Here is a 13,365-nt window from a genome sequence, read left to right as displayed (position 1 = left end):
CTTACTACCCTATGTCAACCGCAACGCCTTCGCGCCTCGAGATGCGCAATATCTCGATCGCCTTCGCCGGCTTCAACGCGCTGCAGGACGTGGACTTCACGCTGCAGGGCGGTTCAATCCATGCGCTGGTCGGCGCCAACGGCGCGGGCAAGTCGACGCTGATGGCGATCCTCTCCGGCGCCCACGATCACTACCGCGGCGAGATCCTGATCGACGGCCGGGCAGTGGAAATTCATTCCCCGCTGCAGGCGCGCCGCCACGGCATCCACGTGGTACAGCAAGAGGTCGACGTCGCGCTGATCCCCACGCTGTCGGTGGCGGAGAACATCATGCTGGACTGGCTGAACGAGCCGGGCCACTGGCTGAACTGGGCGGAGCTGCACCGCCGCGCCGCGCAGCTGCTGCAGCAATGGGCGCTGCCGCTCAACCCGCGCAGACGCCTGGCGGACTGCACGCTGGCGGAAAAACAGCAGGTGCTGCTGGCGCGCGCGCTGTCGCACCGCTGCCGTTTTCTGGTGCTCGACGAGCCGACCGCGCCGCTCGATCGCGCCGAGAGCGAGCGCCTGTTTAACGTGGTGCGCCGCCTGCAATCCGAAGGCATCGGCATCGTGTTCATTTCTCACCGCATCCACGAACTGAGCGATATTTGCGATCGGCTGACGGTGCTGCGCGACGGGCGGCGCGTCAGCGAAGACGCCATGCGCGGGCTGAGCGGCGAACAGATCGTCGAGAAAATGCTCGGCCATCGGCTGGACGACATTTTCCCGCCGCCGCGCCCGCCGCACGCTGGGCGTAAGCTGCTGCAGGTGGAGGGCTTGCGCGATCGCTATAAGCTGCGCGACGTTTCGCTGCGGCTGCATGAAGGAGAGATCCTCGGCATCGCCGGGCTGGCCGGAGCGGGCAAAACCGAACTGTGCAAGGCATTGTTCGGCGCCAGCACCGTGCAGCTCGAGCGCGGCGAACTGCGCGGGCAGCCCTGGGCGCCACGCGCGCCGCACCTGTCGGTCGAACAAGGATTGGCGCTGGTGCCGGAAGAGCGCCGCAAAGAGGGCATTTTCATCGATGAGGCGATCCCGATGAACCTGAGCGTCAGCGCCGACGACAGCTTCTCGCGCTGGAGCCTGTTCAGCCGGCGGCAAGAGCTGCGCTGGGCGCGCGAGATCATGCAGCGTCTGAACATTCGCGCCTCCGGCCCGCAACAGCGGCTGGCACGCCTGTCCGGCGGCAATCAGCAAAAAGTGGCGATCGGCAAGTGGCTGCGCGGCAACGCCGAGGTGCTGATCTTCGATGAGCCGACCAAGGGCGTGGACATCAAGGCCAAGCAGGAGCTGTTCAGCCTGATCGACGGCCTGGCTCACGCCGGCAAAGGCGTGATTTACGCCTCCGGCGAGTTCGCCGAGCTGATTGGCCTGTGCGATCGCATCTGCGTGCTGTGGGACGGCCGCATCGTGGCGGAGTTGAACGCCGCCGACATCGACGAAGAAACCTTATTGCTCTATTCCACCGGAGGAACCCCTGCGTGAGTAAAGAATTTGCCTTGCGGCCTGCGCTGCCCTGGCGTCAACAGCTGTTTGATTTCCTCTACAAGTGGGGCATGCTGTTGACCGTCGCGGCACTGATCGCCCTGTTTGGCCTGGCGTCGGACAACTTTCTCGATGCCAATAACATCATCAATATCCTGCGTTCGATCGCCATCGTGACGGTGATCGCCATCGGCGTCTCTATCTCGCTGTCGGTCGGCGGTTTCGATCTTTCGGTCGGCTCGACCGCCTCGCTGGCCAACGCGCTGGTGATTTCACTGTTCGTCTGGCACGGGTTCGGCACCACCGGCGCCATCGTGGTGACGCTGCTGCTGTGCACGCTGGTCGGCCTGTTCAACGCCCTGCTGATCGTGGTGTTCAGAATTCCCGATATGCTGGCGACGCTGGCCAGCCTGTTCGTGATCCAGGGCGTAGCGATGACCTACAGCTACGGCGGTTCCATCACCCAAAACATGGTGCTGCCGAATGGCGACATGGCGGAAGGCCTGATCTCGGAGGTGTTTTCCGCCCTCGGCCAGGTGCCGGTGATCGTGCTGATCATGTTGGCGGTCACCGTGGCGGTACAGCTGTTCCTCTCGTTGACCAAGCACGGCCGCCGGATGTACGCCATCGGCGGCAACCCCGAGGCTGCGCGTCTGTCGGGTATCCGCACCGTACGTTACAGGGTTGCCGCTTACGTCATTTCTTCCTGGCTGGCGGCGCTTGGCGGCATCTTGCTGGCGTCACGTATCGGCTCTTCGCAGGTCAATGCCGGCGGCGGCTATCTGATGGACGCGGTGGCGGCGGCCTATATCGGTTTCTCGCTGGCGGGCTCCGGCAAACCCAATGCGCTCGGCACCCTGATCGGCGCAGTGATCCTCGGCGTACTGCAAAACGGCCTGGTGATGCTGTCGGTGCCCTACTACGCCATGGATATTATCAAAGGCCTGGTGCTGGCGCTGGCGCTGGCCATCACCTACATCCAGAAACGCTGATCCTCCCCGGCGCACGCCCGCTGCGCCGCTTTTCCCTTTAATTCATCCGGTTACCCTTTCCCGTCAGTAGAACAAGCATACAAATGATATGAATTATCATTAGCGTTTACATTCAGTAAAAAATCCTTACAATACCCTCACGCAACGCTGACGAAGCGAAGTATTTCTCAGCGAACGATGAATAATTTCATTAGAAATTCAATTGGTTAATTACTTTCACTTCAATCCAGGAAAGGTTCACCTCATGGAAACGCCACGTTACAGCAAGCTCGCCGCTCTGGTGATTGCCTCACTCAGCGCCACCGCCGCACTGGCCGCGCCGCAGAACGACACCCAGGACACCATGGTCGTCACCGCCTCCGGCTTCCAGCAAAAAATTCAGGACTCCGCCGCGTCCATCTCGGTGATCCCGCGCCAGCAGATCGAAGATAAGGCCTATCGCGACGTGACCGATGCACTGAAAGACGTGCCGGGCGTGGTGGTCACTGGCGGCGCCAGCAGCAGTGACATCAGCATCCGCGGCATGTCCTCCAAGTACACGCTGATCCTGGTGGACGGCAAGCGCGTCGACACCCGCAGCACCCGCCCGAACAGCGACAACGCCGGCATCGAACAGGGCTGGCTGCCGCCGCTGGAAGCCATCGAACGCATCGAAGTGGTGCGCGGGCCGATGTCTTCGCTGTACGGTTCCGACGCCATGGGCGGCGTGATCAACGTCATCACCCGCAAAACCTCACGCACCGAGTGGAAAGGCTCGCTGCACGGTGACGCCACCGTTCAGGAAAACCGCGATTCCGGCGATCTGTTCCAGACCAACGCCTACGCCTCCGGCCCGCTGGTTGAAGGCCTGCTCGGCCTGCGGGTCAACGGCCTGCTGTCGCGCCGCGCGGAAGATAAAATCGTCAACGGTTACAACGAACAGCGCATGCGCAGCGGCACCGCGGTGTTCACCCTGACGCCGGACGAGAAAAACGAATTCGATTTCGAAATCGGCCGCTCGCTGCAGGATCGCAACAGCACGCCGGGCAAATCGGTAGTGGCGGAGCGCTGCAGCAAAGGCAAGTGCACACCAACCGAGGTCAGCGAAAGCCTATACACTCGCACCAACTACGCGCTGACCCACAACGGCTATTACGACTTCGGCAACTCCACAAGCTACGTGCAGCGCGAAGAAACCGGTAACCCGGGCCGTAACATGAAGGCCTACAACACCATCTTCAACACCCAGAACCAGTTCGAGCTGGGTTCCCACATGCTGAACCTCGGCGGCCAATACCGCTATGAAAAACTGGGCGACGGTGGCAACCAGCTTGAATCGGCTCAAGGTCTCAGCAAGCTGACGCGCTGGAGCTGGGCATTGTTCGCTGAAGACGAATGGGCGCTGACCAACGACTTTAGCCTGACCAGCGGCATCCGTATGGACCGTGATGAAAACTTCGGCAGCCACTGGACCCCACGCATGTACGGTGTCTGGCACCTGACCGAACAGTGGACGCTGAAAGGCGGCGTCTCCGCCGGTTACAAATCGCCGGATCTGCGCCAATCCTCCCCTAACTGGGGGCAGGTCACCGGCGGCGGCGTGCGTAAAGGCATCATCGTCGGCAACCCGGATCTGCAGCCAGAGAAGAGCCTGAGCGAAGAAATCGGCCTGATGTGGGATAGCCTGAAAGGCGTTAACGCCGGCGTGACGGTCTTCAACACCGACTTTAAAGACAAAATCACCGAAGTGCGCCGCTGTGAAGACACGCCGGATTGCACCATCGGCGGCACGTCCTACGACTTTATCAGCGATCGCGTCAACGTCGACAAAGCCAATATGCGCGGCGTAGAGGCCACCTTCGGCTGGCAGATCAACAAAGACTGGAAGTGGAACACCAACTACACCTACACCTCTTCCGAGCAGAAGAGCGGCGAGTTCCAGGGCAAGGCGCTCAACCAGATGCCTAAGCACATGCTGAATACCGTGCTGGACTGGCGTGCCACGCAGGACCTCAGCCTGTGGTCGCGCGTTAACTTCCGCAGCAAAACCTCACAATATCTGAGCCGCACCTCGATGGCGACCAGCACGCCATCCTACACCTTCGTCGATGCGGGCCTGAGCTACCAGGCGGCGAAAAACCTGCAGCTGACCGGCGGGGTTTACAACATCCTCGACAAAACCGTGGATTACGATCACTACCGTACCACGCTGGACGGCCGCCGTTACACCGTCGGCATGACCTACAACTTCTGATGCCCTTGGGCGCGCACTGCGCGCCCTTTTCATTCCATCACCGTGAGGAAGCTCCATGAGATTACGCCGCTCCCCCCTGATGATCGCCCTGCTGGCCGCAATGGCGCTGGCGGGTTGCCACAGCAAAACCGATACGCCGGTAGCCGCTACCCCGGCCACCGTCAACGTCCAGCACCTGAACGGCAGCACCGAGGTGAAGAAGCACCCGCAGCGCATCGTGGTGCTGGATTACGCGTCGTTGGAAACGCTGCAGCTGCTGGGCGTCGAACCGCTGGCGCTGCCCGGCAACCGCAAGAACTTGCCGGATAGCCTGAAGCGCTATCAGGATGACAAATACCTCAATGCCGGCACCCTGTTCGAACCGGATATGGCCGTGCTGCGCGCCGCCAAGCCGGACCTGATCCTGATCGCCGGCCGGGCGTCCAAAGCCTATGACGAGCTGAACGCGCTGGCACCGACGCTGAACATGTCCGTCGATCAGCAGGATCAGTTGGGCAGCCTGAAACAGCGCACCCTGCAGCTGGGCGAGCTGTTCGATAAGCAGCAACAGGCGCAGGCGGCGATCGATAAGCTGGATGCGCAGATCGCCGCAGTCAAACCACAGGCCACCCAGGCCGGGCGTGGGCTGGTGGTGCTGTTCTCCGGCGGCAAGATCAGCGCTTACGCGCCCAAGAGCCGTTTCAGCTTCGTCTATGACGCCCTCGGCTTCGCGTCCGCGCTGCAGTCCGACGAAAAAGACGTGCGCGGCAACAAGCTGACGCCTGAGCAGGTCGCCAAACTGAATCCTGACTGGCTGTTCGTCATCGACAGAGACGCCGCGACCGGGCGGCCGAACGCGGTGGCACCGCAGAAAATCCTCACCGGCACCGCGCTGAAGAAAACCACGGCGGTGAAAAAAGGCCAGGTGGTCTACCTGCCGGCAGCCGAGGTGTATCTGTCCGGCGGCATCGTCACCGCCCAGCACGTCGTCGAACGCGTGAGCGAGGCCCTAAACCACGCTGCGCGATAAAGAAAGCCCGGCGATGCCGGGCTTTTTCTTGGGTTAAATCGTCGGCTGGTTCACCAGACCGTCTATCAGCACCTGCGGCGTGCCCTGCGAGCAACGCTCGATGCGCCCGCGCACGCCGTAGACCCGCGCCAGGCTCTGCGGCGTAATCACCTGATCCGGCGCGCCATCGGCGATCAGATCGCCATCCTGCAGCATCAGCACGTGGTCGCCGTGACGCAGCGCGATGTTGATGTCATGCACCACCACCACCGTCACGATATTGCGCTTGCGGGTTTCGCGGCGCACCAAATCCATCACGTGGAACTGGTAGTTGAGATCGAGCGCGCTCAGCGGCTCATCCAGCAGCAGCAGCGACGGCTGACGGATCAGCGACTGCGCCAACCCCACCAGCTGTTTCTGGCCGCCGGACAGCTGATCGAGATAGCTCAGCGCCAGGTGGGCGATGCCCAGCTGTTCCAGCAAAGCCATCACTTCCGCTTCGCTGCCGGCGTTGCTGCGGCCGCCCGAGGCGCGCTGCGCCACGATGATCGACTCCAGCACGTGCAGATGCACCCCAGCAGGCAGCGACTGCGGCAGGTACACCACTTTCTCCGCCCGACGGGCGAACGGCATCTGCATCAGATCGCCGTCGTCCAGCCACAGCTTGCCCTGCGCCGGGTTCAGCCCGGCCAGCGAGCGCAGCAGCGTCGATTTGCCGCTGCCATTCGGCCCCAGCAGCACGGTGATTTGCCCGCGCGGCAGCATCGGCACCGAGAGATTGTCGATCACCTGGCGTTTCGGGTAGCCCGCCGAGAAGTTTTCTATCCGTAAACCCTGGATCATACGTTCCCCCGATGGCGCAGAATAATGCTCAGGAAGAACGGCACCCCGACCAGCGACGTGACGATGCCCACCGGAATGATCACGCCGGGCACCAGGTTTTTCGACGCCACCGAGGCCATCGACAACACCAGCGCGCCAATCAGCGCACTGGCCGGCAGGTAGAAACGGTGATCTTCGCCGAAGATCATGCGGGCGATGTGCGGCGCCACCAGGCCGATAAAGCCGATCGGCCCGACGAACGCCACCGCCAGCGCCGAAAGCATGCTGATGCGCAGCAGCGTGGTCAAACGCAGACGACGCACGTCGATACCGAAGCTCACCGCCCGGTCTTCCCCCAGACGCAGCGCGGTCAGTTTCCACGAGCTCATCATCGACAGCGGCAGCAGCACGGCGAACACCCCGAACAGAATGCCCAGTTTGTCCCACGAGGCGCGCGCCAGGCTGCCCATGGTCCAGAACACCAGCCCCTGCAGCGTGTCCTCGCTGGCGATGAATTGCATCATCGAGACCAGCGCGTTGAAGGTAAACACCAGCGCGATGCCGAACAGCACCACGCCGGAGGTGGCGACCCGCGTCCAGCGCGTGATGCCGTCGAGCATCAGCGCAGCGAACAGCGCGAAGATAAAGGCGTTGGCGGAGATGAACCACTGGTCGGGAATCCCCGGAATGCCGATGCCAAGCACGATCGCCAGCGCGGCGCCAAAGGCCGCGGCGGAAGAGACCCCGAGGGTAAAGGGGCTGGCCAGCGGGTTATTCAGGATGGTCTGCATCTCCGCCCCGGCCAGGCCGAGCGCAAAGCCCACCACCACCGCCATCAGCGCGTAAGGCAATCGGATGTCCCAGACGATCACCCGCGTGCCGGCATCGGCCGCGGCGGGGTCAAGCAGCGTGTGCCATAAGGACGACAGCGACAGGCCGGACGGCCCCATGGTGAAATCCAGCAGCAGCGAGCCCAGGATCGCCAGTGCCAACACGCCCATCATCATCAGGCGATGGCGAAGAATATGCTGATAACGCCCCATCACGCCGGCGTTGGGTTGCCCCTTGGCGTCAGTCATGGGATCGGTGGATACGCTCATTCGTTAAGATACCTGTTACAACCATCATGACAGCGGCGCGAAGGCGTCCGCCGTGAACCGGAAAGTGTGCGGCAGCAGCCTGCGCGCAGCCGTCCACAATAAAGCAAACGATAATACTTATCAATCATATCAATCGGTGAAAACAGCGTTATATAAATGTAAAAATTTGTTTTTACACGCCATTTTTCAAACCACCACGCTTACCCCCGCCAGCGGCCAGTAGGTTCATTATTCTGAAAGTGATCCCTGATCCGACCAGACTCTGACAAATAACGGCAAAACCACATAGAATCCAAAGCCACAGCACCGCGCGTGCAAAAAACCTTCAGGCCGCCGCAAGAGCGGCCTTATTGACGAGGCTGTAATGAGAAGTCCATCTCCGGCGACAACGCCCAAACGTCCGGCGCTGCTGAACTGGCTGTTATACAGCCCGCTGCAGGCCGATGACGAGCCGTTTCAACGCCAGCTGCGTCTCACGCTGACGCCCTCTCCTCTCACTCCCTGGCTGAATGCCGCAGGGCCGGTCGCGCTGTTGGTGGGGTACGCCTGGCTGAACCGACCGCTGGTCGGTATCGGCCTGCTGCTGCTGTTGCTGCTGTTGACCGCCGGGCGAGCCTGGCTGGCGCGCCGGCGTCAACCCGCCTGGCCGGACGCCATGCTGGTGACGGTGTTGCTGTGGACGCTGCTGGTCGGCGCCAGCGCCGCGCTGGCGATGCTGTCGGGCCGCTTCGTTTTAATACTTTTCGCCGGCCTCACCATCACCGCTCTGGCCTGCTGGCTGATGCAGCGCCACGCCGCCGCGCCACGCTTCGCGCTGCTTGAGGTGATCGCGCTGACGCTGCCTTACCTGCTGGCGGCACCGCTGTCGCGCGTGCAAAATCTGTTTGTCCTGGCGGACCTCGCGCCGCTGTGGTTGGTGCTGGCCCACGGTATGATCGCACGCTACCACCGCCAACTGGTGCAGCACGTCACGCTGGCCTGGGAGAAGCAGCAGGCGTCGCACCGCGATCGCCTGACCGGCTTCCTCAACCGAGCGGGCGGCGAGGTGGTGATGCGCAGCATCTGCCGCCCCGCAGCGGCACAGACGATCTCTCACCTGTTCATTCTTGAGTTTGGTCCGCTGGCGGCGCTCTACCAAAGCCACGGCGTCCAGATCGGCGACGACGTACTGCGCACCGTCGGCGAGCGTCTCAAGACGCTGATCCGCCCGAGCGACTACGTCTGCCGCTATACCGGCGGCCTGTTTTTGATTCTGGTGCACGATCTGCCCTACGGCGCGGAAAGCGAGTTCCTGGCGCGCATCGTGCCGCCGCTGGAGGCACCTTACGATTTTGGCGCGTTCGGCGAGGTGAACATGCAGCTCAACGCTGGCATTGTGGCACTGACGCAGCATTATGCGACGGTGGAAGATTTGATGAGTTCGGCGCAGCAGGCGCTGGCGGAAGCCAAAGGCGGGAAAAAGTAAAGCCAAACGCGGCGGGAACCCCCGCCGCGTATCACTCACCGAAAATTACTTCACGTCCATCTTCGGGAATTCCATTTCGCTGTACTTCACGACACGGGTGCCTTGCGACAGCTTGTAACCGAACCAGATCAGCAGGAACAGTGGAATGCCGATGTAGGTCGCGGTCACGCCATACCAGTCGATCTTATCTTGCAGGAAGGCCTGGTAGTTCTGGCCCAGGGTAATGATCAGGCACAGCACGAAGGCGAAGATCGGCCCCAGTGGGAAGAACCCGGAACGGTACGGCAAATCGTTCAGATCGCGCCCCTGCAGCATGTAACCGCGACGGAAACGGTAGTGGCTGATAGCGATGCCCAACCAGGCGATGAAACCGGTCATGCCCGAGGTATTGAGCAGCCACAGGTAAACCGACTGGTTGCCGAACATTGACGTCAGGAAGCACAGGCCGGCCACCACGCAGGTCGCATACAGCGCGTTACGCGGCACGCCGCCTTTCGACAGCTTGGCGAAAATGCGCGGCGCCTTGCCTTCCGATGCCAGGGTGTACAGCATGCGGGTCGATGCGTACATGCCCGAGTTACCGGCCGACAGCACCGCCGTCAGGATCACCGCGTTCATCACCGCCGCCGCCGACAACAGGCCGGCATGCTGGAACACCAGGGTGAACGGGCTGACGCTGATGTCTTTCACGTCGTTGCGCAGCAGGCTCGGATCGGTGTACGGAATGATCAGGCTGATGATCAGAATGGCGAAGATATAGAACAGCAGGATACGCCAGAACACCTGACGCACTGCGCGCGGGATGTTTTTACCCGGATTCTCCGATTCGCCGGCCGCGATACCGATGAGCTCGGTGCCCTGGAACGAGAAGCCGACGATCATGGCCACGCCGATCATCGCCGAGAAGCCGCCGGCAAACGGCGCGTCTCCTACCGTCCAGTTCTGCCAACCGGCATGCTCGCCGCCCTTCAGAATGCCGACGATCATCAGCACACCGACAGCGATGAAGATAATCACCGTGCTGACCTTGATTAACGCGAACCAGTATTCCGCCTCGCCGAACCCTTTCACCGAAATGTAGTTCAGCAGGAACATCAGACCGAGGAACAAGGCGCTCCAGATCCAACCTGGGGTGTCCGGGAACCAGTAGTTCATCACCAACTGCGAGGCCACCAGGTCAACGGCGATGGTCACCGCCCAGTTGTACCAGTAGTTCCAGCCCAGCGCGAAGCCGAAGCCTTCTTCCACGTATTTGGCGCCGTAAGTGGAGAATGAACCGGAGACCGGCATAAAGGCCGCCAGTTCGCCCAAGCTGGTCATCAGGAAGTACACCATCAAACCGATCAGAGCGTAAGACAGCAGCGCCCCGCCGGGGCCTGCCTGAGAAACCGTGGCCCCCGAGGCCACAAACAGGCCGGTGCCGATGGAGCCGCCGATGGCGATCATGGTCAAATGCCGGGCTTTCAGCTCGCGGCGCAATCCGGGTGCTTGCTGCCCCGATGTTTTTATATCCTGCTGAGCCATTCGTACCCTATCTGCTCTTTGAAAAAATGAGGGCGGATTGTAACAAATACCCGCCGGTGAACTAGCAACATTGCACTGATATAAGATAGCTTCATAATTCAGAGGCAATTATTAGCCGCGGCCCTTATGGCCTTACTTACTCTCATTAATGTGAGCGCGCGCAGGTTTTTATGCTTTCTTCAGCCTGCGCAGCAGCAGAGGACGTGACGCGCTGTCGATTACAGCGCGCAATAGCTGAGAAAACGCTGCAAGGCGTTGGAAATGTGCTTTTGCCGATGGCGGATCAGGTACAGGGTGCGCCGCAGCGGCGGCAGCGGCACCGGCAGTTCTACCAGTGCGCCGCTGGCCAGCTGTTCTGCCACCACGCGCCGCGACAGGCAGCTGATGCCGATACCGTGCCGCACCGCGTGCTTGATCGCCTCCGAGTTGCCGAGTTCCATCACCAGCTGGAAGTGCGGCAGGTGCGCCAACAGCAGATGATCCAGAACCTCGCGGGTGCCCGAACCACGCTCGCGCAGGATCCAAGGCGCATTGGCCAGCGCCTCCAGCGTCGGCGGTTGGTGGGTCAAGGGATTGTCCGGCGCGGCAAACACCACCAGCTCGTCCTCCAGCCACGGCTGCGTCACCAGCTCCGGCATATGGCAAGGCCCTTCGATCAGCCCCAAATCGACGCGAAAATCCGCCACCGCTACGATCACGTCCTGGCTGTTGCCAACGTTCAGCTCCAGCGGCGTGGCCGGAAAATCCCGACGGTAACGGGCGATCATCTCCGGCAGCATGTAGTTGCCGATGGTGCTGCTGGCGGCGATGCGCAGCGCCCCGCCGTCATGGCGGAACAGCTGCTCTATCTCCCCCGCCTGTTCCAACAGCGCCAGCGCCTTGGGATACAGCAACCGGCCGTGCTCGTTGATCACCAGCCGTTTGCCGACGCGATCGAACAGCTGCACGCCCAGCTGCCCCTCCAGATCCGCCAGCGCCGCGCTGACCGCCGACTGCGACAGCGCCAGCACCACCGAGGCCTGAGTGGTCGAACCGCTTTTCAGCACTTCGGTGAAAACTTCCAGTTGACGCAACGTGATATGCATAGCCGTCCCGGTATTGAAAGAAGGTTCTGCCAGAGAACCCAACATGGTGATGTGGGCAGCCCGGCCAGGCTACCCTGTTTGCGGCCAGATCGGCGCGCTATTTGCCCAACGCGACCAGCTGCGCCGCCGCGACCAGCACCGGCTCGCGCGGCGTGCCGGCTTCGTCCCGCAGTATCAATTGCAGCATCGCCACCAGGTGATCGCGGTCGATCGCCTTGTTTTCTTCAATCAACCGCCGCACCGCGCGCCCCACTTCCTGATCTACCTGCTCTCTGCGTTGATCGTCGGTATCCATCGCCTGCTCCTGTTAGTTGGAAAGTTGACGGCGGCTCGCCGCTCCTCCACACCCTAGCCGCAATGCGGCGTTATGCCAATGCCTGATCCCATACCACTTATTCAGATAGGTTATAAATATATAATCAATTTCTCTTTTATTCAGCCCAAACGTACTCTTAGCAGCAAGAAACAGACTGAAGGACTGACTTTTATGGCGACTGATACCACTCACACCTATCCCGAGCGACGCTTTCCGCTGTTTGGCCTGCCACGGCTGGTGCCGGGGCTGGCGCTGACCGGCGCGCTCACCGCGTTGGCCGTCTGGGCCGGCGATATTCCCTGGGTGGCGGAGCTGGGGCTGGGGGCGCTGACGCTGGCGATCCTGCTCGGCATTCTGGTGGGCAACACGCTGTATCCCCGCTGGCAAACCGTTTGTCACAGCGGCGTACAGCTGGCCAAACAGCGGCTGCTGCGTCTGGGGATTATCCTTTACGGCTTCCGGCTGACCTTTCAGCAGATCGCCGATGTCGGCGCCAGCGGCATCATCATCGACGCACTGACCCTGATCACCACTTTCCTGCTGGCCTGCTGGCTCGGCAAGAAAGTGTTCGGCATCGACAGCCAGACCGCGATACTGATCGGCGCCGGTAGCAGCATTTGCGGCGCGGCGGCGGTGATGGCCACCGAGCCGGTGCTGAAGGCCGATTCCAGCAAAGTGGCGGTAGCGGTCTCGACCGTGGTGGTATTCGGCACCCTGGCTATTTTCGTTTATCCCTGGCTGTATCAGTTGAATGAACACTTCCAGTGGCTGCCGTTCAGCCAGGAAACCTTCGGCATTTACGCCGGCTCCACCATCCACGAAGTGGCTCAGGTGGTCGCCGCCGGGCACGCCATCGGGCCGGACGCCGAAAATGCGGCGGTGATCGCCAAGATGATCCGCGTGATGATGCTGGCGCCGTTCCTGCTGCTGCTGTCGGGCTACATCAGCCGCGGCAGCGCAGGCAAGGCGGAAAAATCCGCCATCACCATTCCGTGGTTCGCCGTGCTGTTTATCGCGGTCGCCGGGCTGAACTCCTTCAACCTGCTGCCGGCCGCGCTGGTGCGCCATCTGATCACCGCCGATACCTGGATGCTGGCGATGGCGATGGCGGCGCTGGGGTTGACCACCCACATCAGCGCCGTGCGCCAGGCCGGGATGAAACCGATTCTGCTGGCGACGCTGCTGTTCGTCTGGCTGCTGGTCGGCGGCGGCGCGATAAACCAACTGGTGCAACACCTGCTGTAATCCCCCTCGGTGGTCCGCTTCGGCGGGCCGCCGCTTTTCGCCATTCAATCCGCCCGCCATCAATGCCATAAT

At 61.8% G+C, this 13,365-nt stretch carries 11 protein-coding genes; 6 read left to right on the top strand and 5 right to left on the bottom strand.

Features of this window, described 5'->3' with window-relative positions; genetic code table 11:
- The first annotated feature begins 11 nt into the window (after positions 1 to 11).
- The 4 genes from ACJ8IL_RS18580 (at position 12) to ACJ8IL_RS18565 (ending at position 5,757) form a co-directional block, all read left to right on the top strand.
- Positions 12 to 1,523 (top strand): sugar ABC transporter ATP-binding protein, encoded by a 1,512-nt coding sequence (locus ACJ8IL_RS18580; protein WP_060433629.1) that lies wholly within the window; start codon positions 12 to 14, stop codon positions 1,521 to 1,523.
- Positions 1,520 to 2,515, top strand: coding sequence for an ABC transporter permease (locus tag ACJ8IL_RS18575; RefSeq protein WP_442516729.1), 996 nt, complete (start codon positions 1,520 to 1,522; stop codon positions 2,513 to 2,515). The genes ACJ8IL_RS18580 and ACJ8IL_RS18575 overlap by 4 nt, the downstream gene beginning before the upstream one ends.
- A gap of 244 nt (positions 2,516 to 2,759) precedes the next feature.
- The gene (locus ACJ8IL_RS18570) at positions 2,760 to 4,748 is read left to right on the top strand and encodes a ligand-gated channel protein (RefSeq protein WP_060433631.1); all 1,989 of its coding nucleotides are present in this window, start codon (positions 2,760 to 2,762) and stop codon (positions 4,746 to 4,748) included.
- Between the two features lie 55 nt (positions 4,749 to 4,803).
- Positions 4,804 to 5,757 (top strand): siderophore ABC transporter substrate-binding protein, encoded by a 954-nt coding sequence (locus ACJ8IL_RS18565; protein ID WP_197769025.1) that lies wholly within the window; start codon positions 4,804 to 4,806, stop codon positions 5,755 to 5,757.
- Positions 5,758 to 5,790: 33 nt separating this feature from the next.
- Here the strand turns inward: ACJ8IL_RS18565 and ACJ8IL_RS18560 are convergent, their stop codons facing one another.
- Both ACJ8IL_RS18560 and ACJ8IL_RS18555 read right to left on the bottom strand, forming a co-directional pair.
- Positions 5,791 to 6,579 carry an ABC transporter ATP-binding protein gene (locus ACJ8IL_RS18560; protein WP_025303532.1) on the bottom strand — a complete coding sequence of 263 codons (789 nt, stop codon included), beginning with the start codon at positions 6,577 to 6,579 and terminating at the stop codon, positions 5,791 to 5,793.
- A complete protein-coding gene (locus ACJ8IL_RS18555) occupies positions 6,576 to 7,658 on the bottom strand; it encodes a FecCD family ABC transporter permease (RefSeq protein WP_025303533.1) in 1,083 nt (360 codons plus the stop codon). Before ACJ8IL_RS18555 ends, ACJ8IL_RS18560 begins: the two co-directional genes overlap by 4 nt.
- A 364-nt stretch (positions 7,659 to 8,022) precedes the next feature.
- Here ACJ8IL_RS18555 and ACJ8IL_RS18550 point away from each other — a divergent pair, with 364 nt between their 5' ends.
- Positions 8,023 to 9,123 carry a GGDEF domain-containing protein gene (locus tag ACJ8IL_RS18550; RefSeq protein WP_049294860.1) on the top strand — a complete coding sequence of 367 codons (1,101 nt, stop codon included), beginning with the start codon at positions 8,023 to 8,025 and terminating at the stop codon, positions 9,121 to 9,123.
- Positions 9,124 to 9,168: 45 nt separating this feature from the next.
- Here the strand turns inward: ACJ8IL_RS18550 and ACJ8IL_RS18545 are convergent, their stop codons facing one another.
- The 3 genes from ACJ8IL_RS18545 to ACJ8IL_RS18535 form a co-directional block, all read right to left on the bottom strand.
- Positions 9,169 to 10,647, bottom strand: a complete 1,479-nt coding sequence (locus ACJ8IL_RS18545; RefSeq protein ID WP_025303535.1) for an amino acid permease — start codon at positions 10,645 to 10,647, stop codon at positions 9,169 to 9,171.
- A 218-nt stretch (positions 10,648 to 10,865) separates the two neighbouring features.
- The gene (yieE, locus tag ACJ8IL_RS18540; protein WP_025303536.1) at positions 10,866 to 11,732 is read right to left on the bottom strand and encodes a DNA-binding transcriptional regulator YeiE; all 867 of its coding nucleotides are present in this window, start codon (positions 11,730 to 11,732) and stop codon (positions 10,866 to 10,868) included.
- Between the two features lie 97 nt (positions 11,733 to 11,829).
- Positions 11,830 to 12,027: a hypothetical protein gene (locus ACJ8IL_RS18535; RefSeq protein ID WP_141998550.1), complete on the bottom strand. Its 198-nt coding sequence runs from the start codon at positions 12,025 to 12,027 to the stop codon at positions 11,830 to 11,832.
- A gap of 192 nt (positions 12,028 to 12,219) precedes the next feature.
- Here ACJ8IL_RS18535 and ACJ8IL_RS18530 point away from each other — a divergent pair, with 192 nt between their 5' ends.
- A complete protein-coding gene (locus tag ACJ8IL_RS18530; protein WP_049294862.1) occupies positions 12,220 to 13,293 on the top strand; it encodes a YeiH family protein in 1,074 nt (357 codons plus the stop codon).
- Positions 13,294 to 13,365: the final 72 nt, after the last annotated feature.

Origin of the sequence: Serratia sp. CY47444 (genome assembly GCF_052168635.1) — a bacterium.
Classification (GTDB): Bacteria; Pseudomonadota; Gammaproteobacteria; order Enterobacterales; family Enterobacteriaceae; genus Serratia; species Serratia bockelmannii.
This window is presented reverse-complemented; position numbering and strand designations above follow the sequence as displayed.

Bases quoted from the DNA above. Each gene is read 5' to 3' on its own strand.
- ACJ8IL_RS18565 (WP_197769025.1), top strand. From the start codon at position 4,804: ATGAGATTACGCCGCTCCCCCCTGATGATCGCCCTGCTGGCCGCAATG.
- ACJ8IL_RS18555 (WP_025303533.1), bottom strand. From the start codon at position 7,658: ATGAGCGTATCCACCGATCCCATGACTGACGCCAAGGGGCAACCCAAC.
- ACJ8IL_RS18530 (WP_049294862.1), top strand. From the start codon at position 12,220: ATGGCGACTGATACCACTCACACCTATCCCGAGCGACGCTTTCCGCTG.
- ACJ8IL_RS18545 (WP_025303535.1), bottom strand. From the start codon at position 10,647: ATGGCTCAGCAGGATATAAAAACATCGGGGCAGCAAGCACCCGGATTG.
- yieE (WP_025303536.1), bottom strand. From the start codon at position 11,732: ATGCATATCACGTTGCGTCAACTGGAAGTTTTCACCGAAGTGCTGAAA.
- ACJ8IL_RS18570 (WP_060433631.1), top strand. From the start codon at position 2,760: ATGGAAACGCCACGTTACAGCAAGCTCGCCGCTCTGGTGATTGCCTCA.
- ACJ8IL_RS18580 (WP_060433629.1), top strand. From the start codon at position 12: ATGTCAACCGCAACGCCTTCGCGCCTCGAGATGCGCAATATCTCGATC.
- ACJ8IL_RS18560 (WP_025303532.1), bottom strand. From the start codon at position 6,579: ATGATCCAGGGTTTACGGATAGAAAACTTCTCGGCGGGCTACCCGAAA.
- ACJ8IL_RS18535 (WP_141998550.1), bottom strand. From the start codon at position 12,027: ATGGATACCGACGATCAACGCAGAGAGCAGGTAGATCAGGAAGTGGGG.
- ACJ8IL_RS18550 (WP_049294860.1), top strand. From the start codon at position 8,023: ATGAGAAGTCCATCTCCGGCGACAACGCCCAAACGTCCGGCGCTGCTG.